We start from the raw sequence: 24448 nt of genomic DNA, 5'->3' as shown, positions 1-24448 counted from the left end.
GAATCAGTTTATTATCATGCCGCAGAGAGACAACTACTTTCCCATCCTCAATTTGGGCTAGTAATTACCCTGTCAATCCAGGCTAACTTGATTAAAACGCTAATCGGACTGCCGTCTTCCACGAGACACGCGCAGGAACATATTGATGAGGAATGCGTTACACCAGAATTCGTGCCCTACATCTGTGAAGAATGCTCGTTTATGAATCTGGCAATCAATCCGGTTCCGTCAAATCCCCAGACATATTGGCTGGCATGCATAGCCTCATTTCCAATAAGTTGATAGACCTGCCGAAGACCATCAGCGATTTCGGAATCGGTTTTCTCCGGGAACAATGACCTTCTTGCGTTGTCACGGTTTCCGAAAATCTTCAAGACAACGGAACTGACGCGCTTCTCTGAAAACGCAACGCAGGAAGGATATGCCCCGCCAAAACCGTTCCCGGAAACAGCAACACAAAGGCAGTAGATAAAATCAAAGGAGCATAGGAGGTCCAACATCAAGTTGTCCTTCTCGCTCAACTCGTTGTCCGACTCTGATTCCGATGAATTTGCGAGGTCTATATCAGGCATGACTGTCGCATGTTTTTTGGTGTGATCGAGGGCCAGAGAAATCAGCATTCCCGACCCCCTGTGTTCAAACTCTCCGTTCCGGACAGACTCAACCTGGCAGTCACGAATCCACGAAGCGTAGACGTAATCTCCCTTCGGACGCGAGTTTCTGGTTACGAAGGGAGAGATCAAATCCCAACGCTTTGCCAGCACCATAGCGGCACCAATCTGGTAAGCGCCAATCACAATTGACAGCTTTCGATTTGCAGCCTCTTCTCCATAAGGGTCCAAGCTGAAATAGTAGTCATACAGTGCGTCAAGGGCCGCAACAAGGATTTTGTCATTTCCATATGCAAGAGCATGGGTTGCTACGGCCGTGATGTCGGTGACTGCATCAGTTGATTGAGGCATTTCAATCGAAAGCTGATTTACAAAGCGAGAGAGCTTCGCATCCTCATCCTGCTCGAAGCATGCTGCAAGCGCCTGTGATTGCGCTGCTTCGCCCATGCCGGGAACAAGTGGAGGCGTTTTCCCTTTTTGACCGAGTGCGAGGGTGATTCTGTCCACGAGAGCGTTGATTCGACCTGCCTCATCCTCGCGCACCAGCCTATCATGCTGACTGAGGACTTCTGCCCACTGCGCATACTCTATATTCCGATTCTGGGCTCCGTCTCTTCGGGTAATCTCTCCCTCTCGTATGTATGCGACCTGCTTCTGTGTTCTCTGGTCTACATATTGGCCAACCCGCTTGAACGGAACGGGAAGGCCGTCCGGCAGGCTCATACAGCAGATGAGGCAATAGGTGTGCCCCTCGATTTCGTGCAGCGCCGAAATGGGACGAAGCGGGGCATCGACGTACTTGGAGATTTTGTCCGCCAATCGGGCGCCGTCAAACTGGCTCCAGTCCATCTCCTGGCTTCTCTCGGAGGGCTTGCCGTCGTTAGTTGCCCCGATTATGAGGTAGCCGCCAGGATATCGGTTGAACATTGAGACAGCATCTTTCACAAAGTGGAGCTCGTCTTCCTTGTTGCTAAGGTCAAGAGTCTCTTTGAAGTCGAGCTCACTGCATTCGACGCCCGCGTCAAGTAGCTCCCTCAACTTTTCGGGATCCGTGCGCCCATCAACGACGATCATCTACCTGATATCTCCTTACATTTACGGAGGTAAGTTCTGACACATATTGCTTCGGCATGCAGTGCCTCTCATACCGTCGCATTCGCCTTGAAGTTCTCCGCCTGCTCCATAACCTTCTCGAAGACCTCCTCGTCCCACTCGGGCGGATACCCGTTGCGGTAGAGGAGAACAGTTAGATCCATATTGAGCTGGCTCTTGATGTCGTCGCGCGTCGACCAGTCTGCGTACTGCGCCTTGTCGTTCACGAGCTTTGCGATCTCCTTGGCGAGAGTGACGCACTTCTCCTCGGCGTAGGGGAAGCCGTGGTCGTCGCGGACCCTCACCAGGATGTCGTAGAAGGCCTTCTCCTCGTACGTGATGCCCATCTTCTCAAACGAGCGCTTGTCTTCCTCGAGATTCTTCAGGATCGTGAGAAGCTGGTCCGAGAGGTCGTCGACGAAGTCGGCTACGACCTCGCTCGTGAACTGCAGGCTGTCGCGTGTGTTGTAGGCGTCGACGACCTTGCGCAGTCGCTCGCTGAACTCGACTGACTTCACCTTGTTCATCCTGCCGTATGCCCTGATTGCCTTTCGCACGAGCTTGAGCAGTGCGTTGAACTTCGTGATGGGCATCTTGACCGCGTCGAGCTCGGCGACGAACTCGTCGCTGAAGAGGTCCTCGGACTTCTGCGCGTCGACGACGCTCTCGACCCCCGTGCAGCTGATGGCCTTGGCCACCATGTCCTCGACGACCGCGTTCATCGTCTCCGTGTCGGGCGCGTCGCCGATGGTCTGCTTGTAGACGATCGACCTGATCGCCAGGTAGAACTGGGCCACCGCGGTCTCGTGGTCGGTGAGCTCGCCGGAGGGGAAGCATATCCCGTAGGCGGACTTCAGGATGCGGGACAGGCCCATGAACCTCGTCTGGAAGTCCTTGGAGAGCTGCACGTACTCCGCCGCATCGTTCAGGCACGCGAGGCGCTCGAGCGGGGCGCCCGAGACGAACCTGGAGGCATCGAAGTTCACCATGAGCTCGTCGAGCATGGCGAGGTGGTTGCGGAAGATGCCGAGCGAGACCGCCAGCTCGTCCACGGACCCCTCGTCGTCGTCCCCGTACCTCTTGAGCGCCTCCATCATGTTGTCCTTGATGCCGATGTAGTCGACGACGAGACCCTTGTCCTTGCCCTCGAAGACGCGGTTGACGCGGCTGATCGTCTGGACGAGCGTGTGCTTCTGCAAGGGCTTGTCGATGTACATGACGGCGAGAGACGGCACGTCGAAGCCCGTGATCCACATGTCGCAGACGACGGCGACCTTGAAGTTGGAGTCGTTGTTCTTGAACTGCCTGTCGAGGAGCTTGCGCCGCTCCTTGGTGCCGCAGAGGTCGTAGAGCTCCTTCTCGTCGTCCTTGCCCCTCGTCGCGACAATGTTGATCTTCGGGAGAGCCTCGAGGTCCTCGAGCTGGTCTTGCGTGAGCTCCGACTCGTCCTCGGCCTTCCGGGCGACCGCCCAGTCGGGCCGTATGGCGACGATCGCCTTGTAGAGGTCGAAGGCGTGCAGGCGGTCGGAGCAGACGACCATCGCCTTCTGGACGACCCCCGGCTTCTCGGAGCAGAGCGCCTCGTAGTGGCCAACGAGGTCCTCCGCGAGGCGCGCGATGCGCTCGGGGTTGCGGAGGATCACGGACATCGCGCTCATCGCGCGCTGGCTCTCCTCGATCTGCTCCTCGGTCGACCCCTGCTCCGCACAGCGGTCGTAGTACTCCTGGATCTTGCTCACCTGATCATCGGAGAGCTGCACGCGGGCGAGGCGGGGCTCATACGCGATGCGCACCGTGATCCCGTCGTCGCTCGACTCCTTCATCGTGTACCGGTCGACCACGGGGCCGAACACGGCGATGGTCTCGTCGATCGGGGTGCCGGTGAAGCCGACGTAGGTCGCGTTCGGGAAACCGTCGCGGAGGTACTTCGCGAAGCCGTACCGGGTGAACACGCCCTTGTCGGTCCTCTTGAGCTTGGAGCCGACGCCCGTCTGTGTGCGGTGCGCCTCGTCGGAGATGCACACGATGTTGGTCCGTTCGGAGAGCAGCCCCGTGTCCTCGCTGAACTTCTGGATGGTCGTGACGTAGACGCCCCCGGACGCCTTATCTGCGAGCGTGCTCCTCAGCTCGGAGCGCGACTCGATGCTGCGGACGTCCTCCTCATGCAGAAACCGCTTCGCCGTCACGAACAGCTCGCTCGTCTGGCTGTCCAGGTCCTCCCTGTCCACGATGATGACGATCGTCGGGTTGCCGAGCACGCTGCTGCGCCTGAGCATCATCAGGCGTGAGAGGAAGAGCATGGTGTAAGTCTTGCCGCACCCGGTGGCGCCGAAGTAGGTGCCGCCCTTGCCGTCGCCGGAGGGGCGGAGGTGGGCGCAGATGCTGTCGAGCATCTTCGTCGCGGCGAAGAACTGCGGGTACCGGCAGACGATCTCCTTGTCGCCGTCGTCGGGGTAGAAGACGAAGTCGCGGACGATCGCGAGGAACCTCTCGGGAGCGAAGGCACCCTTGACGAGGGTGTAGAGCGACCCGATTCCATTGGAGACCCTGTCGGCATCGTCCGCCTTGTTCCAGGCGTAGAAGTAGGGGTACGGGGTGAACACGGTGCCGAGCCTGTTGTTCGCCCCGTCGCATATCGCGGCGACGCAGCAGTACTTGAGGAGGCTCGGGACGTCGCGGGCGTAGCGGACGCACACCTGCCTCCACGCGTCGTGGATGGTCGTCCCCTCCTCGACGGCGGACTTGAACTCCAGGATGGCGAGCGGGATACCGTTGACGAAGCACAGCAGATCGGGACGGCGCGTCGCCTTGTCGGTGACGCTGTACTGGTTCACCACAAGCAGATCGTTGGCGGACACGTCGTCGAAGTCCACGTACTCGATGTGCGCCGCGGGGAGGCTCGCGTCCTCGCGCGGGAGGTCGATTCCCTCGTTGATGAGCCAGAACGTCCTTCGGTTGCCGTCGTAGAGGGGCGCGGATGGGATGTACTTCAGCTCGTTGATCAGGGAGCATACCTCGCCGTCCGTCAGAGCGAGGTCTGCGTACCTCCGGCGGAGGCTGTCGGCGAGGGCGTCCTCCATGAGCACATCCTCGTAGCGGCGGTGCAGGGACTCGCCGTGGGCGTAGCCCCACCCCTCCTCCTGGAAGAGACCGATGATGGCACTCTCGAGCTCCTCTTCAGTGAACTTTCCTCTGATGAACTGCCGGTACTTGTCCATGGCGATTCCTAACGCGAAGCCTCTTCGACAGATCCCCGGATGAGAACGGGAGTGATCTCTTTGAGCTGGGACTTAAGCCGTTCGTTTATCGCATGACGATTGCGAAAAGCAACAGACAGCTCTGCAGCAGCCTCCATCAACTTTCTGTCGGGCACGGGGACTTTCTGAGATAAGAATCTCGCCACACTCATACTTCCACGTATGCTGTCGTCACAGATAAACCAGCCGTATCGCCCAACTTCATCACGAGATAGCCACGCTAGAAGGTAGTACGAAGCAACCGAATCATCCGGTTCAAAAACAGCATATGCCGGCGATACCGCACGAACTTCGTCGGAGTCATTGATTGCAATCGGATAGGCGACGTCTCGTCCGACGTGAAGTAAGTTGCATGCAAGTTGACCGGGCTCTACAAGCTTATACTTCCTGAGATCATCGCTACTTGCCTTCGATTCCACGAATTGGTTTGCAAGGTTTACTCCATGAGCACGCTCACAAATTCCGTCTCTATTCCGGAGGTCGATCTCCCGGAGGAAGTTACCGATAGGTTCCCATCGACTTGCCTTTTTGCACTTATCCAAAAGCAAGGCGCAAGAAATCGACAAGTCATCCAGCCCCTGTTCATAGGAACGCTGATTCGTAAGCATCGATTCATAGATTGCGGCGTATTTGCGCTGGATTTCAATCGGGGGCAAATCGAGTTCAACGTCACAAAAATCTTCCCAAGAGAGAGTTTCTCGCGCGCTGCCCCACGAGTTGAAGCGGGCTAGGCGATCGAATTCTCCTCGATTGATCAGAAGAAAGAGGTATCGAGGGTCAAGCTGATTTTCGTTCGCAACGGAAAAGACTTCGTAGGTGCCCGAAACCAGATAAGTCTCACCGGAGTCGTTATAGGCTAATGTCAACTTGCCGCTATTTCGGGAAGTGACTGTTACGTACGAGAACCATTTGGGCCTAACGACCTTATACGGCCTAAGAGAAACACCTCTCATGTCCGCCTTCGTGGGAATGAATTTCTTTTCAACGGACATGCCCCTGACATCATCGATGCCGTACTCTCCGCCGTCGTTGCGAACATTAGACCTAGATATAAGTGCGCCGAGCCTAATCAATCCCATAGCCAATCCCCTCGAACGCGGTCTCGAGCATCGCCTGGGACTCCTTCTCCATCGCAAGGATTTCACGCATCTCGGATTGGATGCGACCCATCTCGCCGTTGTAGTCGATGTCAAGATCACGATCGATGAACTCGATGTACTTGCTGGGAGTCAGGCTGTATCCGTGGGAGGCAATACTATCTGCGCCCTCGACATGCATGGACTTGCAGAGCTCAGAGACGTCCTCGTACCCGCCGTCGACGTCCTGCCAGGACTCGTAGATGTCCTTCACTCTCGCGATCTGCTCGGGCGTGAGGACGACCTTCTTCTTCGTCTTGTTCTTGTCGAGCTGGTACTTCTCGATGTTCTGGTCCCAGGTGCGCAGGTCGACGAACAGCACCTCCCCGGAGCGCTCGCGCAGCCTGCGGCCGTTTCGCTCGGATTCGTGCTTGTCCATGTTCAGGATCCACAGCGTCACGGAGATGTCGGTGGTGTAGAACATGTCTCGCGGGAGCACGATTATCGCCTCGACGCGGTCGTTTTCGAGGAGCTTCCTTCTGATCTCTCCCTCGTCCCCGTCGGCGTTGAGGGCGCCGTTGGCGAGCAGGAACCCGGCGACGCCGTGGTTGACGTCGAGCTTGGAGAGCATGTGCAGGATCCAGGCGTAGTTGGCGTTAGACACGGGTGGCACCGGGTAGCCGCTCCAGCGCGCGTCCTTGAGGAGCTCGTCCTCCCCGCGCCAGTTCTTGAGGTTGAACGGCGGGTTGGCCATGATGTAGTCGACCTTCTTGTCCTTGTGCTGGTCGTCGGTGAAGGTCGAGACAGCCTTCTCGCCGAGGTTGTTGGCGATACCCCGGACGGCGAGGTTCATCTTGCAGAGCCGCCACGTGTCGGGGTTTGACTCCTGGCCCACAACGGAGATCGCCGAGCGGTTGCCGTGGTGCTGCTCGACGAACTTGTGGGACTGGACGAACATGCCGCCGGACCCGCAGCACGGGTCGTACACGACGCCCTCGTAGGGTTCGATGAGCTCTGCGATGAGCTGGACCACGCAGGCAGGCGTGTAAAACTCTCCGTCCTCCTTGGAGCTGCCCACGGCGAAGGACTGAAGGAAGTACTCATACACACGGCCGATGAGGTCCTCCTCGTGGAAGCGCTCCTCGCTGATGTCGTTGACGTTGTCTATGAGCGCCTTCACCGAGCGGAGGTCGGCGCCGAGCGTGGCGAACATTCCGAGGGGCAGCGCGCCCTTGAGCGAGGGATTCTTTTCCTCCGCATGGGCCATTGCCGTATCGATCTTAGTGGCGATGTCGTTCTGGGACGCGTTGGCGACCAAGTATGACCAGCGCGAATCCTCGGGCAGATAGAAAACGTTCGCAGCGTTGTAGAATGACGGCTTCTCCAGAAAGGCGGGGATGTCGCCGTACTCCTCGACAATCTCCTTGCGACGCGCTTCGAACTTGTCGCCGGCAAACTTGAGGAACACGAGGCTGATGACGGCGTCGCGGTTCTTCTCGATGCTACCGACGCCCCTTAGGGCAACTCGACAGTTCCAGAGAACCTCCTCGAGGGTCCGTTCCCTTTTCTTATTGGTGGCTCTAGCCATACTTCACGCTCCGAACGCTTTATTAGAACCAGGCGGCCATCTTTTATCCAGAAGAAGGCGCGCGAATTGTTGGCAGTTGATATTATATCAGCGCACTAAATCCGTTCGAAATGAGTCTCACCATCAACCTGAGACGCCGGTGAAGATTGCTACTTCTAAGTTTAATAGATAACAATTATCAAAGCGTCCGAAACACATGTCGCCGAATCTGAAAAGAGTTGTCCAGACAGGTAGCTGGAGGTCAAAGTCAATGTCCAAAGGCTATCTCCTGGACATTATTTCAACTCTTTGACACTTCACGTCAAATTCGAAACCGGTACGCAACTAGAGCGGATCGTTTAACTTACAGATGCGGAAAACAGCGCGTCCGCATCTTGCGTCCGCGAGAAAGAGGGGGGCATAGGCTCTTTTGGGGACCTCCTTCATATAGGGTAGTACGAGAATTCATTATCCACTCGTAATGCTCCGTATTAATGACAGTCAATCCTAGACGATTTACCTTATAGAATCGAAGTCAATACAATCAAGTTGGCGGACAAACATCTCAAGATATGCTGCAACCTGTTCGTTGTTCACGAAGAGCGGCCTGTCTTGCGTAAAGCCTCCAGTTTTATCTTTTGGATATCGGAGACTTACCCCATTGTTGTCAACAGATGCTATCGCAGCAACAAAGCTGCCCATGTTTGCAATTGCTCTCCTGTCCTCACGGTTCCTCTGGTGAGGAAATCTCGATACAAGGGAATCCCAGAGCTCCTTAAGTCCGTGAATCTTTTTGGGCTCAAAGCCACTTCTTCTAATCGCCCTCTTTATTGACAGCTCCATACAGTGTCTAGCCAGAAAAAGTACTGGCAAGGCGTAGGAGTGCTTATAGAATATGTACATTCCGGGCTTGTCAATTGCCCTTCGTCCAGCTTCTGCAAGCTCCTTAGCCGCATTGAGAAAGGAGAAAATAAATTCTTTCTCAAAGTGCTCTTCCTTAAGCTCGTCCTTCACTAATGCCGATGTGTCAAGAAGAGAGAAATCCCGCAGCGTTGAGTCTTCGAAGCCGTTCATTTGAGGCTTCATTACATCTTCGCCATTATACTTCGGGAACACATGCTCTTTAAACACGCTGCTCATCTATAGAAACTCCCTTGTAGATACAGTGCTGCTCTTACACTCGAATCAAGAGGCAGCTCAGCAGAGGACAAGCCAGGTGTACTAAGGATGACATTCGAGTGGCACGCAGCAGGGACATCATTCATCAACATAATTCATTCCATCCGTTACTTACCGAACAGAAGCTTGAACGGAAGCGACTCCGCAGCCTTCTTGAGATTAACGTTTCCTATGGCCTTGCCAAGCCCTTGGACTCCGTCAGCCATGGCAGCCCCTAGACCAGCGGCGCCCTTCCCCGCTGCCTCGCCCAGAGCTCCCGCTCCATAGGCAATCGCACCGCCAAGTTGCTGTGTACCGCTAGCGGCGCCCGAGGCAACGTCGCCGGCAAACTTCCCGGCAACGTCAAGCCACTCCGGAGCTCGCTCGATAACCTTTTCGTCCATCTCGATATCGAGCCCCTTGGAGAACTGGCTGGTCTGCTCCATCAGCGAATTGAGAGTTTCGAGAACGTCGTCCACGGCAAAGGGGTGGAGGAGCTTCTCCTCCCTGACCCTGCCCGCCGACAGTTCGAGCACCTCGCGAAGGGCATCGATCCTGGCCTTGACCTTGCCAAGGCGCTCTCGTCTTGCCTCCACGATTCCCATGCGATGCTCCTCGAGCACCTCAGGAAGCTCGGTGTAGGCGCGTTCCAACTCGATGACCGAGAGCTTGTCCCTCGTCTGCACTGCCCTCGAGACCATGACGAGCCACGTGGGCACGTCGTCCTTCGCGGTATCCAACACGTGCTCGATCTTATCGACAGACTCGGCGCGTGAGAGCTTGTCCGAGATGCCGTGGAGCTTGGTCAGGGCATATCCGAGCGCCCGACTTGTCGTCTGGGCACACGGGGCAAGCTTTGACCAGGCGGCATCGCTCAATGTGCCCGTCTTGTCCCTGATTGCCGCGGCCTCATCCACCTCAAAGACCACCCCGATGAGGTCGGCCACGGTCTGGTCCTTCTGGTCTTGAAGGAGGTCTCCGACCTTCTCATCGATGCTCTTGAGGTAGTCCGTGATCTCCTGGATAGCCTGCTCGAGCGCCATCTGGGTCATCATCCCGGCAACGCCCGTCGCCATGGCAGGAGAGAAGAGCTGGCTCGGGCTCTCAAACCTGAGCCACTTGACGATCTGACCATTTGACTTCTGCACCACACCGGGTTGTATGGCACCCGCCTTGCCGTACTTCTCGAGAAGCTTGGCGGAGTCCTTGGTGAGCTTCACCCAACGACCGGACTCCGAGGACACCTTGGCTGCCGTTTGCACGGCGGAGCCACCGGTCCTCAGCGCCTTGGTCGCAAACTCGCGAGAGGCAAGGCCACAATCGTCGAGCCAAGCCTTGATCTCCTTGGGGTCGCCGAGGAAAAGGAGGCCGTGCTCGTCTTTGATGACGGTGATTTCTTGGGTAGCAGCGCTGTTGACAGCCATGGCGTCCTCGATTCCGACACTCATTCTTTTACCCACGTTTCCTCTACCCCCGTTTCAACGATTAAACGTAAATAGGCCGCAAGAATTTGGTCCAACAGAGGCTTAGCAATCTAATGAACCGGAGTCATTAAGGGACCCTTCATCAGAGGAGGTCAATTCCTCACTACGCTCTGTAGCTCCGAGGCGACTAAGCGCGCTTATACACGCATATTGATATGCTGCAACCAAATCCTCTTCAATTGGAGGCTCAGCCCCCCACTTGATCATCTTCTTTGCATACTCGGTGAAAACATACTCGAAGCTTCCCATGCATGCCAACATCATGGTCACTCCACAACGCCTAACGCTGCCGATTGCATCACATATCTGTGACTCAACATAATCTTCGGTAACGTATACTAGGTTGTGCTTTCTTGCCGTTTCGATATCAATTGCCTCATTTTTAAATGGCAATCTAGGAACGCAATCCTTTGAAATATCGAGTACTGGCTCGAGCGTTTCCAGGGCTGAAATTAAACTGAGCGCCGGCAGCCATCTGTCCTTTAGCATCTGACGTGTGCTGTCGTCGTACTCAAAAAAGACAGGCCCTTGTCCAATGTATCCGAGCTTCCCAGCAGATCGAAATGCCTCTTCTAGAAGAGAGTTGATATCTTTCTTTAGCTTATTTGCTGTACTTTTCGAGATGAAGCTCTTTTTCCTGACCTCATTCAAAACCTCTGGAGGTAAGTCCAAAAACGAAAGCACCACGGCGGCATTATATGAAATTATGAAATTATCATCCTCATCAATTTGGGAATTCCTGCTTATAGGGTTTTTACGATAAGGATAATTCGGGTTGCATATCACCTCGCCAAGAAACTCAAGGCGCCTCTGTTCGCCCGCTACAATAGCACCCGTCTCGATTCCGAGATAAATGCATCCCTTATCTGTTTTAATTCCATCTTTGTACATACGATCTTTTGCGGCGGCCTGTTCTGATGCCGTTTTTACGTAATCAGAAAGCTCATCGATCGAGAATATTTTAACTGCGCTTTCAGGATGCTCTTCCAGCTCAGCAAATCCCGCCCTACACAGCAACGATCCCACTTTCCCAATCTCTGTGACTGTCAGTTTTACGCCATTGATCTGGCACACATCTCCCAGTCGCAGCCACTTAAGACCAATAAACTCTTTCGACTGAACAGTAAATAGGCTTCCAATAGAGTTGGAAACCCCCTCTTCTTTTACTGCCGAGAGATTATCAAGAAAGAGGAGCGTCCTCTCTTCCCCATCATTTGAGGAGAGAACCGCGTAACAGTTCTCGTCAATTCTCTCGACAGCCTCATCGTTATCGGAAGCGTGGTTGAATGCATAACAAACAAGCGCACGCGACGATGGCTCACCATCGCTGAACACAGCTCTGACAAGCAGCGCATCACTCGTCGACCTATCACCTTTCTCTCGATAGTATCCAGCAAGGGACAAATTTGACTGACTGGTGTCCACCTGTCGAAGAAAAGCGACAACACCTTCGTTCGGGTCAACACTTGATTCGCAAGCCCATTCGATCACTATTTCGGCAAGCAGCTCGCTAGGCCTCGTTTTAAAGAATGCGTTTGCAACCGGTCCTGCCACATCGATTCTTCCGCGCATCGCAAGATGCCGCACCACAAGTTCGGCAACCCGTGGATCCCAAAATGATGAACTTGCCATCGACTCCACTAAATCATCAATAAAACCTTCGGCATTGTTGCATCCACTAAGTGCGCTGAAAAAGGAGATTAGGTGGTCATACGGAGCGATAGGAAGAACCCCTTCAACAATTTGTCTAATTTCCGCGGATCTCCCACCCTCATATAGATAGGGAACCCAAATTGATGAACTAAGTAAATCCTTGGCAGCTGTAGGCTCCTTCATGATTGAAATCGCGCGCTCAATATGACGGGTCGCAATATCCGGTAAGGCATCGTGGAATTTTGCATAAGCAATCAGGTGGAATGTAGGATTCTCCCCCATCCCCTTCCCGTATTTACAGTACTTTTCATAAGACACGTCCGGGTCAATAATCTCGGCATAATAACGAAGTGTTCCTACGTTCGGAATTGCCCAATCGGAACACCGCTCGAATATCTCGAGTATTTCTGAGCGCGCATCAGCATCCAGCCCGATTAGCGCAATAGCCGCATCAGTCAAAAGCACGGGGTTGTTCCTCGCCTCGGCCCAGATAAGAATGTCCCGAGCCATTCTCGGATCGACACACTCTTTAAGCTCCAGCTCTTTTCTCGCATCATCTGCAAAAGCCGATAGGTCGTCCGGCAGCTTTCCAATCAACTCCCGCACCTTATCGGCGTTCAATCGAAAAAAAGACAGTGAAAGGGCTCTTTTGAACTGAGCTGCCAAATCACTTGGAAACCACGATTTGAATCTTCCAATCTCGTCTTCGATTTTCGCACCTAAGTCATCATCATCCAAAACTGCCGCCGAGATGAGTTCAGATATGCAGCGCTCTTCGATTGCAATGGGGTTCCACGCAATTTCAGCGTCTTCTGCATACTTAGCAGCAGCCTGAAAAGCACCCTCTTTATACAAATGCTCAAAGTTGATCAGGTTAATTAGCGGCTCCACGCAGCTTGAGACACTTCTATCAAGCTCAATCTGTCCGTAGATTTGCCCAGGCGTGTCAATTAGCGCTTGAATGACTGCGATAATGGGTTCGGCATTAAATGAACAGATGCTGAGAACTTTTTCTGCAAATTCCAATTCATTTGCGCTGATAGCAACAGCGGCAAGAGCAAGAATGAGCTCATTGTGCCCAGTAATATCATTCAACTGTTCCAAGTCTGGCAAATTACCGCAGCAAAGCGATGTATAGGCATTCAGATATCTCGACGCAAGAGAAGACTCGATGTCGTGCGACAAACGAGCAAGATACTCAACATCAGACTCCTCGGACTCAACAGAGTGAATCACAACAGCAAGGAGCGCTAGCTGGGCAGTTTCATTCTGACGATTAGCTGCGAGCTCATCCGCAATTCTCCGGATATCCTGACTACTCTCCTCGACAATCCTTAATGCCCTCACGTCGGCGTGAGAGTCAGTATCTGACGAGAGGATACGATCTATCTCATCACAAAAGTCTTTTACTATATCAAACGCAGTAGTATTAGCATCTTTACCGAGGAAAAGTGCTATTGCCTCATTTCTCTTTATCTTTTTTAGAGCAAGATTTGCAATAAGCTCCTGAGCCTCTATTTCGTTGCCGAACTTTTCTGCAAGTACATTTTGTCCCATCATCGCGGCACGGAGCTGTTGGTCCCCGAGTAATCCTTTAATCTCATTCTGCTGTTTTACTTTCTTTATTCCAGCAATACCCCAATCAATCACCCCAGTTATTGCTTTTCCTCGAAGAGTCGAACCCAGCTCTCCCATGCCATCTCCTCCGTGACATTCTGGCGTCGCTACAACCTCAACAACTCGCTATGGCTTCCCGTCCTCGTAGCAACGAGCACAAGCCCCTCCTCGTCCACGCGATAGATGAGCAGCCAGTCAGGCTCGATGTGGCACTCGCGATGACCGCGATATGTCCCACCGAGCGAATGGTCGCGCATCGCATCGGGAAGCGCCTCTCCCCGAACAAGCGTCTCAAGGGTCCGCTCGAGCTTCGAAAGGTCCTTGCCCTGCCTCTTCACGCGCTTGTAGTCCTTCTTGAACTTGGCAGTGAACCTCAGCTCCAACATGGCCTACTCCTCGTCGAGCGCGGCCATTGCCTCCTTGACGGTGTGATAGGGACCTGAGAGGTTCCTGCCCGTCACAGCATCATCCATCGCAGCAAGCGTCTCCTGGCTGAACCCGTACGGATTAGACGGATCAAACGGGAAGCCTCCTCGACGGTTGAACGCAGACACGAACATACGGATTGCATTGCTCGGAGAGGTGCCGATCTCATCGCAGATCATGGAGAAGCGGTCCTTCTCGTCCTTGCGAAGCTTCGCAGAGATGGACTCGGTCGCAGCTGCGGTGGCCATGGCTACTCCTTACTACAACGTCCTACTTTGTCGTATATTGTATACCCATGAATGATGCGCCCAATTCTCATATGTTTAGTCATCCGTGAGTACAGCCAGTACGGTTGCCAGCGGGAAGCGCCTCGCCCAGACCCAGCACCTACATTCGCACGAGAAGCGTGGGCGCGTCAGCAAACAGCTCAGGCTCGCTGTACTGAAAGCCGTTCGCCAGCGTCTCCGTCCGCATCGCGATCACCTCGTAGGGAGGAGCGCTGTCGACGTCCTCGGCGGCGGGGTTCTTCTCGACCCGATAGAGCGTGGGCGCAAGGCCGCCCGGCGTGACGCCCAGCTCCGCAAGGCCCGTCTGCGGGTCCTGGTTGTCATACGCCAACCTGATGTTAAACCAACCTTTGTCCCGCACGCTTTCCGGCAAACGCGCAAAGAGGTCCGGGGCCACCGCCAGGCTATAGGCCTCAAAGGCCGCCGGTGCGAACTCGCGCTCGTCAAAGCGCTCGAGGCTCCCACTCTCCTGGAGTTCCTCCAGCGAGACGGGACTCTCCACGGTCTCCAGCTCCACATCACCCGTGCGCAGACGCACGCCGCACTCGTCGGAGGTGACGTAAACGCCCTTGCCCACGGGGAACCACTCCACGATGAGCCAGCTGCCAATGTCATCGGCACCCGTATCACTATCGTCAAAGGGACTGAGCTCGCCGAGCTTGCCGTTCTCCGCGTCGCTGAGAACGGCGGCGTCGGTGTCTTCGGGCACCCCATCGCGACACCCGGCCTGGTAGACAACCACCCGCGTCTCCGCGTCCCCATCCGTCAGAGGAAGCAGCGCGCGGCACGCCCCCTCGATGGGCGCCACCCACGCGGGCGTCTCGGGAACGTCCGTCGGGAAGCCGTCCGCGTAGTCCGCGTCCGCACCGGAGAGCTCAATCTCAACGTACGGCACACCCAGGCTGACGCGCGAGGCCTCTTGCTCGAAGAAGCTGTCGTCGCCCGTGTAGCGCGCGTAGAAGAACGAGGCGCTCTGCTCCACGGTCGTCTCGACCTCGCCGTTCTTCTCGCCAGCTTGATCCTCCGGCCAGTAGTACGTCGAGATGCACCCCTCAAAGAAGCCGTCCTCCTCAAGCGGGACGCCGTTCACAGTCACGGATGCAACGTCGCAGCCCGCGTCCCCCAGGCGCTCGCAGCAACCCTCGAGCTCCTCGCGGAAGCGCTGCTCGTAGGCTGCCGTGACCTCGTCCTGCTGCCGGTTGTCGCCAACGACGCCGTCCTCAAAGTCCACGAGCACCGTCTGACCGTCGCTCATGGTGCAGAACGCCCGACCGGACGACTGGTAGCCAAACAGGGCGTACGACCGGTCCTCCCAGACGTCGACCACGTGGGCGTTGTCACCGTACTTCTCGGCGTAATACTGCTCCGCCTGCCTGGCGACATCCCTCTCGTCGAACTCCCCCAGGTTGCCGCAACTCCCGAGGACAAGAACGGTCACTATGGCGAGAAGAACGAGCGGGGCGAGCCTGCGGTGCAAAATCGGAGCGGTGGCATACGTCATGGGGAACCTCCCGCGCGAGGGGGATTGTGGCTCCATTGTCGCAGAACGAACGCCAGGAGCCCGCTACTTGTCCCTGAACGACAGCATCCCGCTGTAGTCCGTGTCGCGCGGGCGACGGCGGTCGGGGTCGCGGAAGAAGTCCGCAGCGAGCCGGCGGATCACGGGCGAGAGCGCGATCAGCGCGATGAGGTTGGGGATCGCCATGAGGCCGTTGAAGCAGTCGGCGAACTCCCACACAACGTCGAGGTTGGTCACGCAGCCCGCGAACACCATGGCCACGTAGGCAACCTGGTAGACGCGCACGGCCACACGCTGGGCGCGGCTCTTGCGGAACAGGTACTCGACGCACTTCTCTCCGTAGTAGTACCACGCGATCAGCGTGGCAAACGCGAAGAGCATGAGGCCCACGGTCACGATGTACTGGCCGCCGGGGATGCTCTGCCCAAAGGCCGCCGAGCTCATGGCGCCCTCGGACATCATGGGGTCGGCGTGCCACAGCCCCGAGGTGATAATCACGAGGCCCGTGATCGTGCACATGACGATGGTGTCGAAGAACACCTCGAAGGTGCCCCACAGGCCCTGGCGGGCGGGGTGGTCGGTGTCGGCGGAGGCGTGCGCGATGGGCGCCGAACCCATGCCCGCCTCGTGTGTGAACACACCGCGCGACATGCCCACACGGCACGCGTACATGACCGTGGCGCCCAAAAAGCCGCCCGTGGCAGCCGTACCCGTGAAGGCGTCGCGGAAGATATGGGCGATCGCCGCGGGGATCTCGGCGGCGTTGACGACGAGCACCGCCGCGGCGCCGAGCAGGTAGAAGATGGCCGCGAAGGGCACGAGCTTCTCAGTGATCTGGGCGATGCGGGTGATGCCGCCGATGAGGACCAGCCCCGCGAGCAGCGCCACGACGGCGCCGATGACGGGCAGCGGCACGCCGAAGGTGGCGTTCACGCTGCCGGCGAGCGAGTTGGCCTGCACGCTCGCGCCGATGCCGAAGGACGCAAGGAAGCCGAAGGCGGCAAACAGCATGGCGAGCCAGGTTTTTCCCAGGCCGCGGGAGATGTAGTACATGGGGCCGCCCACGATCTCGCCGCGCTCGTTGCGCGTGCGGTAGGCAACCGAGAGCGTGACCTCGCAGAACTTGATGACCATGCCGGCCAGTGCGGAGAGCCACAGCCAGAAGATCGAGCCCGGGCCGCCCGTGGCCACGGCGAGCGCCACGCCCACGATGTTGCCGGTGCCGAGCGTGGCCGCAAGCGCGGTGCACACCGCCTGGAAGGGCGAGATGGTGCCCTCCCCCGCCTCCGACGGGTCGGGGCGCTGGAAGAGCGTTTTGGTGGTGTAGCGCATGACCACGTTGAAGCGCGAGAACACGACGCCGCGGGTGACGAAGAGCAAAAACACGCCGGTCCCGAGCATCAGCACGACCATGGGGACGCCCCACAGCACGTTGTCGTTCAGGGCGGTGATGGCGGACATGAAGAAGTCAAACATGGAGGGCCTCTCGACGGGGCGCGGGCAGTTTCAGCTACACAAAGGGTAACTTTGCCCTACCTGTGTTTCCGTAGCGTGACGGGAGCGTTGATTGATGGGCTGCGCTAGAAGCGCCGCGTTCTTCTCGGCCGCAAGATTATTCTCCGCAGAATAATTCTCGGCTGAATAATCTTGGCCTCCGCGCCGATAGGCGTTTTACCGCCACTGGCGGTAAAGATTTGGCGGTAATAACAAGCAAGCGGTCGAGCAAAAGACGGAGGTTCTGAGACGTCTTCCCAGTTGGTCACTGCAGAACACCCGAGATTTGCACAAACTCCTGGTCAAGGTTTGCCAAATGACGCTTCCAAATCGGGCATTCATGCCATCCCTCAACGAACCCCATGCGTCTCAGCTCATCGTCATTCAGATTCTTCAATAGCCTGAAGAGCCTCTCACGCCAGGAAGTCTCCGGAGCAATCCTATCGAGCAGGTAGCTCAATATGGTCAGAATGCCAAACATGTTGTCCGACCGTACCTTGAACGGCTCGTGCCACTCAGGGTCCTTCTCCGCTGCAGGAATAATCGGCCTGGTACCAATGCCCCTGTTCCATAGGCGGCCATGATGTGCACAGATGTTTCGCACGGTGTTGATGGCAACAAGCCAGGACTTTAGAACCCGAGACGAGACGCCCAAATCACCGGACAGCTTGTTTCTGATTGCCGGTGAGGCCCCGTTATAGAGACGAAGCATCGTGCCAAAGTCCATTATATTCACGAGAATCCAATACGGAGGGAGGCTGTGAACATCGCCGTACTGCTCTCTGAAGTGAACGGCAAAAGGCTCGATCGTTCGAACTCGCTCTCACATCGCTCAAGAAACTCCTCGTAATCCTCCTTCGTTAGACGAGGAAGGTTCTTGGAATCCAGAAAGCCAAACGGCCCTGTTGCCCCGGCAAGTTCATACGCGAGTTGCGTGCGAAAATAAACCTCAATGCGCTCAATGGCATCGAGATAAAAGAAGACCCGCCAGTGTGCATCGTTGAGAGGCCAGACGGGTTTACTGATTACATCTTACCACAGCTCAAGAGAACCTATACGCGCGCCGAGAAGAACGAGGGCCCGCCGGGCATGGCAAACCGGCGGGCCCTCTGCAAGGGATGTGCGAGGAAGCGGAGCTACTTCTCGCGCGCGTAGTACGTGTGGCGCAGCGGGAGCTCGGTCTGGAGCTCACCGGTGAGGGCGCGGTAGGCGTTCTGGACCGCGGGCGCGGTGGGAATCGTGGCGATCTCGCCGATGCCCTTGGCGCCGTAGCCCACGTCGAGGAGCTCGTCCTTCTCGACGTAGATCGCGTTGATGTAGGGGATGTCCGGCGCGCGGAAGAGGCCCAGCGTGCCAAACTTCACCTGCGGGACGCAGTCCTCCAGGTCGAAGCGCTCAGTGAGCGCGTAGCCCATGCCCATGAGCACGCCGCCCTCAATCTGGCCCTGGATGGCGATGGGGTTCACCACCTTGCCGGAGTCGTGCGCGGCGTGGACCTCGGTCACGCGGCCGTCGTCGTCCAGGATCACCACGTGCGTGGCGTAGCCGTAGGCCACGTGGCTCTTGGGGTTGGGCACGTCTGCGCCGAGCTTGTCGGTCTTCTCGAGGTACTCGTAGGAGAACTCGCGGCCCTCGAGGGCGGCCAGCGCGGCCACCGGGTCCTGCGCGTGGTAGCCGGCGCCCGGGCCCACGTAGGGTGTACCGTCGGCATACTCCACCACAAAGCCGTCGCCGTGGGCGACCACGGGCTCGTTGGAGGTCTCGGTCCCCTCCTCCACCGCGAGCATGGCGTCGCGCAGCAGGAACGCCGCGCCGCGCACGGCCTCGCCGGTGATGAGCGTCTGGCGCGATCCCGAGGTGGTGCCGGAGTCGGGCGCGTTCTCGGTGGAGCACTCGCCGTTCACGATGTTGGCGAGCGGCAGTCCGGTGGCCTCGGCCACGTCCTGCAGGAAGACCGTGTTGCAGCCCTGGCCGATGTCGGAGGTGGCGGAGTAGACCACGGCGCGGCCGTCCTCCACGCGGATCTTGCAGCGGCCGGCGTCGGGCAGGCCCACGCCCACGCCCGCGTTCTTCATCGCGCAGGCAAGGCCGGCGTGGCCGGGGTGCGCCTCGTAGACGTCCTTGACCGCGAGCAGCGTCTCCTTGAGGGCGGTGGAGCGGTCGGCGATCTGGCCGTTGGGCAGGACCTTGCCAGGCTCGATGGCATTGCGGTACCGGATCTCCCACGGGGAGATGCCCACCTCGTCGGCGAGAAGGTCGATCAGGCTCTCGAGCGCAAACTCGCTCTGGCACACGCCGAAGCCGCGGAACGCGCCGGCGGGCGGGTTGTTGGTGTACCAGCCATAGCCGCGGATATCGGTGTTCTGGTAGCAGTACGGGCCCACGGAGTGCGTGCAGGCGCGCTCGAGGACCGGGCCGCAGAGCGACGCGTAGGCGCCGGTGTCGAAGTTGATCTCGCAGTCCAGGCCCACGAAGGTGCCGTCCTCGTCGCACCCGAGGGTGAACGTGCCCTCCATGTAGTGGCGCTTGGGGTGGAAGTTGATGGACTCCTGGCGCGTGAGGCGCACCTTGACGGGGCGGTTCACCGCGAGCGCGGCGAGCGCGGCCAGGTGCTGCACGGAGACGTCCTCCTTGCCGCCAAAGCCGCCGCCCACGAGCATGGTCTCCACGACCACGCGCTCCGGCGTGGCGTCCCAGCCCAGCATGTGGGCGATCTCCTTGCGGGAGTCGTAGGCGCCCTGGTCGGACGAGCAGACCTTCACGCCGTCCTTGTACGGGAAGGCCACGGCGCACTCCGGCTCGAGGAACGCGTGCTCGGTGAACGGGGTCTTGAAGGTGCGCGTCACCTTGTGCGCGGCGCTCGCGAGCGCCGCGGCAGCGTCACCGCGAACCACGTGGCGCTGCTGGCAGATGTTGTTCTCGGGCGTGACCCAGTTGCCAAAGGCGAGGTAGGGCTTGTGGAGCACGGGCGCGCCCTCGGCGCGGGCCTCCTCGATGGAGCGGACGGGCTCGAGGACCTCGTACTCCACCTTGACGGCCTTCTTGGCCTTCTCGAGCGTGGCGGCGTCCTCGGCCACCACCAGGGCAATCGCGTCGCCCACGCAGTGGGTGACGTCGCCCTCGGCCGTCATGACGTCCCAGTCGTAGAGCAGGTGACCGACCGCGTTCACGGGCACGTCGGCGGCCGTGAGCACGGCAAGGACGCCCGGCATGGCGCGGGCCTTCTCGGCGTCGATCTTGACCACGCGGGCGCGCGGGTACTTGGAGCGCACGGCGCTGGCGTAGGTGAGGTCGGGGAAGTCGCGCTCGTCGATGTCGTCGGGGTACTTGCCAAAGCCCAGGACCTTGCGGCGCACGTCAACGCGGAAGGCGCGCTTGCCCACGCCGTAGTCGTCGCCGCGCTCGAGCTCGGGGTCGATGCTCTTCTCGCCCCGCAGGATGGCGGCGGCGAGCAGGATGCCCTCGATGATCTTCTTGTAACCGGTGCAGCGGCAGACGTTGCCGCGGATGGCCACTTTGACCTGATCCTCGGTGGGGTCGGGCACCTTGTGGATGAGGGCTGCGCCCGCCATGACCATGCCGGGGATGCAAAATCCGCACTGGACGGCACCCACGGCACCGAAGGCGTAGACGAAGGCCTCCTGCTCCTCGTGGGGCAGGCCCTCCACGGTCACGATGTCTCGTCCGTTGGCCAGGCGCGTGGTGAGGACGCACGCCTTGGTGGCGCGGTCGTCCACGAGCACGGTGCAGGTGCCGCACGCGCCCTCGGAGCAGCCGTCCTTGACGGAGGTGAGATGAAGCTCGTCGCGCAGGTAGCGAAGGAGCGGTTTGTCACAAGCGACGACCTGCTCCTCGCCGTTGACGGTGAAGCGGTACTCGGCGGGTGCCTTGACGGCGGTTCCAGCTGCCATGGTCTCCTCCCCTACTGGGCCGGGGCGTAGATGCCCAGCGTGTCGTGGATGACGCCCTTGCGGCACTTGGTGGCGCACATGCCGCACGCGATGCAGAGCGCGTAGTCGATTGCCGCCTGCTTGTCCTCCACGCGCATGGCGCCGGTGGGGCACGCGCGCTCGCAGAGGCGGCAGCCTATGCAGCCCTCGTCGGCGACCCAGATGCGCTTGAGCTCGTCGTCCATGTCTCTCCCCTCCTTGCGTACGAGACCCGCGGGCGAGAAGGACCTCGGCCCGCGGGTCGCACGAAAGCTACTTGGCCAGCAGGTAGGCGTAGTCGTCGCGGACCGCGGCAATGGTGAGGCGCACGTCCTCGGGCAGGCCGCAGGCGGCGTCGCTCACGTCGTAGGTGTCCTCGCCGGACGCCAGGCGCACGCGGACGCGTCCGTCGGGCAGCGGGAGGAAGCCGCGGTTCTCGCTCGCGTCCATGTCCTCCGCGCTCCAGAAGAGCGTGAGCTTGTCCTTGTACGGGCGGCCGCTCCACGGGCAGAAGACGGCGCAGTTGCCGCACTCGTTGCACATGCCGTCCACGTGGACGACCTGCTGCTGCGCGAGGCCCGGCACCTTGATGGCAACGTTCGCGCGGTTGGGGCAGACGTCGCAGCAGACCTCGCAGACGGTGGCGCAGCCCAGGCAGCGGCTCGTCGTGCAGCCGGCAACGTCGAGGCAGACGTCACCCTTGCGCACCATGATGGCGTCGAGCTTGTCGGCGCGGACGTTCTGGGCGGCGTAGGCGTTGAAGTCCACGCCGGCCAGGTCGCGGGCAACGGCCTGCGCGTCGGCGATGGCCTCCACGAAGGTGGCCGGACCGCGGCGGCAGTCGCCAGCGGCCCAGACGTGGTCCACGCCGGTAGCGGTGCCAGCCGGGCGGCCGCGGCGGTCAACCTCGACCCCCGCGCCCTCGTAGAGCCCACGCTCGATCTGCTCGCCCACGGCGCAGATCACGGCCGTGGCCGGAACGTCCACGGTGTCGCCCGTGGGCTCGGGACGGCGACGGCCAGACTCGTCCGGCTCGCCGAGGCGCATGACCTCGCAGGCCAGCTGGCCGCCTGCCACGCCGATCGGGGCGAGAAGCTCGCAGAGCTCCACACCCTCCTCCAGGGCAAGCTGCAGCTCCTCCTCGTCCGCCGGCATCTCCCTCTTGGTGCGGCGGTAGACGATGCGCACGTTGCGCACGCCCTCGGCGCGCTTGGCCACGCGGGCGGCGTCCATGGCGGTGTTGCCGGCGCCCACGATCACGACGTCGGTGCCCAGGTCCATGGGCTCGCCGGACTTGGCGGCCTCGAGGAACTCCAGGACGTCGATCTCCTCACCGGCCTTGAGGCCCACCTTGCCCGGCGCCCACGCGCCCGTGGCGACCACGACGTCCGTGAAGCCATCGTCGAAGAGCTCGGCCACGCTCGTGACCTCGCGGCCCATCTGGACCTGCGCGCCAAAGGCGAGGCAGAGCGCCACGTCCTTGTCGATGTCGTCGTGGGAGATGCGGAACTCGGGGATGACGTGGCGCGCCACGCCGCCGAGCTTGTCGGTGCGCTCGATGATGGTGACCTTGGCACCGGCGCGCGTGAGGAAGAACGCGGTGGCGAGACCCGCCGGGCCGCCGCCCACGACCGCCACGTTCTTATCGGCCGCAGAGGCGAGGCGAGAAGGACCAGCGGCGCGGAGCTTCTTCACGACCTCGTCGAACCCGCCGCGGGCAGCCGCAAGCTTGGACTCGCGGATGCGCGCGCCCTCGGGCTCGTAGAAGCTGCGCTCGCACTTGGCGCCGCAGGGGTGCGGGCAGAGGTTGCCGGTGATGTGCGGCAGGGCGTTGCGCTCGATGACGATCTGGAGCGCCTCGGCGAGCTTGCCCTCGTCCACGCGGGAGAGGTAGGCAGGGATGTCCTGCTGGATGGGGCAGCCGGTGCGGCACGGCGCGGTGAAGCAGCTCATGAGCGGGAGCTCGGCGTCGACCTTGTGAGGCTTGGCCGGCTTGATGGGCTTCTGGTAGTCCTTGCCGGAGGCGGTGCGGGAGGCCAGCGCGGTCACGGCATCAACGTCCACGTAGTCCAGGCGCTCGGCGCCGGCGAGAAGACCGGCGATCTGGGAGAAGCGCTCGTAGCCGCCGGGCTTGAGGACGTTGGTGGCCATGGTGATCGGCCAGATGCCGGCCGCGTAGAGCTCGCGGATGTTGCGGGCGTCGGCGCCGCCGGAGTAGGAGATGCGCAGGCGGCCGTCAAACTGGCGGGCGATGCGGCGCGCGAGCTCGATCGTGAGCGGGAAGAGCGAGCGACCGGACATGTACATCTCCTCGCTCGGCAGCTCGCCGCGGGTCACGTCAACCGGGAACGTGTTGGTGAGCTTGACGCCAAAGGCGAGGCCCTTCTCGTCGCAGAGCTCGATCAGGCGCTCGAACATGGGCACGGCGTCGATCCACTGCAGGTCCTCGCGGAAGTGCGTGTCGTCGAAGACGATGTAGTCAAAGCCGAGCTCGTTCAGGCGCTCGCGCGCGAAGTCGTAGCCCAAAAGCGTCGGGTTGCACTTGATGTAGGTGTTCACGCCCTTCTCGGTGATGAGATAGGTGGCGATGCGCTCGATCTCGTCGGGCGGGCAGCCGTGGAGCGTGGACTCGGTGACGGAGTTGGAGACCTGCGGGGAGACCGAGTTGACGAAGTCTGCGTCCACGTTCTGGAAGCGGTCGAGGTTGGCGAGGGCCCAGTCGCGGCACTCGGCCCAGACGGCGGTGCCGGACGCGTCCTTCATGCCCTCGATGTAGCGGTCGACCTTCTCGGACTTGATGCCCTCGAGGCTGTAGCCCACGGACATGTTGAAGACAAAGCCGTCCGGGTCTCCCAGGCCGTACTCGCGGGCGAAGAGCTTGCAGGCCCACCAGGCCTTGACGTACTCGGCGAAGGCGTCGGGCACGGTGAGCTCGGTGGACCACTCGCAGTTGTAGCACTCGTCCTCGGCCACGATGCAGGGCTTGTTCACGCAGGCGGAGAGCTCCTCGCCGTCCATGACCTGGACGGTCTTGAGCTCAAAGAAGCGCGAGCCCGCCACGTAGGAGGCGATGATGTTCTGCGCGAGCTGGGTGTTGGGGCCGGCGGCCGGGCCAAAGGGGGTCTCGATCTTCTCGGCAAAGATCGGCTCGGCACCGCCCTCGTGGACGTAGGCCTTGCGCACGCCGAAGATGGCGCCTTGTGTCTCGTGCTCGGTCAGGACCCAGTCCATGACCTGCGCGAACGGGATCGGCCTCATGACGTCGCTCATTGCTGCTC

14 protein-coding genes and 1 pseudogene are annotated in these 24448 nt (G+C 59.4%); all 15 read right to left on the bottom strand.

Going from position 1 to position 24448, the window contains the following annotated elements; genetic code table 11:
- Nucleotides 1–176: 176 nt before the first annotated feature.
- Nucleotides 177–1685, bottom strand: a complete 1509-nt coding sequence (locus H6A23_RS02680) for an AlbA family DNA-binding domain-containing protein (RefSeq protein WP_204830650.1) — start codon at nt 1683–1685, stop codon at nt 177–179.
- Between the two features lie 68 nt (nt 1686–1753).
- The gene (locus tag H6A23_RS02675; RefSeq protein ID WP_204830649.1) at nt 1754–4921 is read right to left on the bottom strand and encodes a type I restriction endonuclease subunit R; all 3168 of its coding nucleotides are present in this window, start codon (nt 4919–4921) and stop codon (nt 1754–1756) included.
- Between the two features lie 8 nt (nt 4922–4929).
- Nucleotides 4930–6039: a restriction endonuclease subunit S gene (locus H6A23_RS02670; RefSeq protein WP_204830648.1), complete on the bottom strand. Its 1110-nt coding sequence runs from the start codon at nt 6037–6039 to the stop codon at nt 4930–4932.
- Nucleotides 6026–7624: an HsdM family class I SAM-dependent methyltransferase gene (locus H6A23_RS02665; RefSeq protein WP_204830647.1), complete on the bottom strand. Its 1599-nt coding sequence runs from the start codon at nt 7622–7624 to the stop codon at nt 6026–6028. Before H6A23_RS02665 ends, H6A23_RS02670 begins: the two co-directional genes overlap by 14 nt.
- Nucleotides 7625–8119: 495 nt before the next feature.
- The gene (locus tag H6A23_RS02660; protein ID WP_204830646.1) at nt 8120–8743 is read right to left on the bottom strand and encodes a HEPN domain-containing protein; all 624 of its coding nucleotides are present in this window, start codon (nt 8741–8743) and stop codon (nt 8120–8122) included.
- Between the two features lie 146 nt (nt 8744–8889).
- Entirely contained in the window at nt 8890–10185 is a 1296-nt protein-coding gene (locus H6A23_RS02655; RefSeq protein ID WP_204830645.1) for a hypothetical protein, read from the bottom strand.
- 102 nt (nt 10186–10287) lie between these two features.
- Nucleotides 10288–13593, bottom strand: a complete 3306-nt coding sequence (locus tag H6A23_RS02650; RefSeq protein WP_204830644.1) for a hypothetical protein — start codon at nt 13591–13593, stop codon at nt 10288–10290.
- A 29-nt stretch (nt 13594–13622) separates the two neighbouring features.
- A complete protein-coding gene (locus tag H6A23_RS02645; RefSeq protein WP_204830643.1) occupies nt 13623–13901 on the bottom strand; it encodes a type II toxin-antitoxin system YafQ family toxin in 279 nt (92 codons plus the stop codon).
- A gap of 3 nt (nt 13902–13904) precedes the next feature.
- Complete coding sequence (locus H6A23_RS02640; protein WP_075576144.1) at nt 13905–14189, bottom strand: type II toxin-antitoxin system RelB/DinJ family antitoxin; 285 nt, start codon at nt 14187–14189, stop codon at nt 13905–13907.
- Between the two features lie 139 nt (nt 14190–14328).
- Nucleotides 14329–15729 carry a hypothetical protein gene (locus H6A23_RS02635; protein ID WP_286165752.1) on the bottom strand — a complete coding sequence of 467 codons (1401 nt, stop codon included), beginning with the start codon at nt 15727–15729 and terminating at the stop codon, nt 14329–14331.
- Nucleotides 15730–15792: 63 nt separating this feature from the next.
- Nucleotides 15793–17223: an alanine/glycine:cation symporter family protein gene (locus H6A23_RS02630; RefSeq protein WP_204830642.1), complete on the bottom strand. Its 1431-nt coding sequence runs from the start codon at nt 17221–17223 to the stop codon at nt 15793–15795.
- 283 nt (nt 17224–17506) lie between these two features.
- Nucleotides 17507–18204, bottom strand: a pseudogene (locus H6A23_RS11635) (Abi family protein).
- Nucleotides 18205–18377: 173 nt separating this feature from the next.
- Nucleotides 18378–21152 (bottom strand): selenium-dependent xanthine dehydrogenase, encoded by a 2775-nt coding sequence (xdh, locus tag H6A23_RS02615; protein ID WP_204830641.1) that lies wholly within the window; start codon nt 21150–21152, stop codon nt 18378–18380.
- A gap of 11 nt (nt 21153–21163) precedes the next feature.
- Entirely contained in the window at nt 21164–21376 is a 213-nt protein-coding gene (locus tag H6A23_RS02610) for a 4Fe-4S binding protein (RefSeq protein WP_087225969.1), read from the bottom strand.
- 67 nt (nt 21377–21443) lie between these two features.
- Nucleotides 21444–24440, bottom strand: a complete 2997-nt coding sequence (gene ygfK / locus H6A23_RS02605) for a putative selenate reductase subunit YgfK (protein ID WP_204830640.1) — start codon at nt 24438–24440, stop codon at nt 21444–21446.
- Nucleotides 24441–24448: the final 8 nt, after the last annotated feature.

It is taken from the genome of Olsenella uli, assembly GCF_016900775.1.
GTDB classification, from domain to species: Bacteria; Actinomycetota; Coriobacteriia; order Coriobacteriales; family Atopobiaceae; genus Thermophilibacter; species Thermophilibacter uli_A.
The sequence above is the reverse complement of the archived record's forward strand: the minus strand, read 5'-3'. Positions and strand labels throughout refer to the sequence as shown.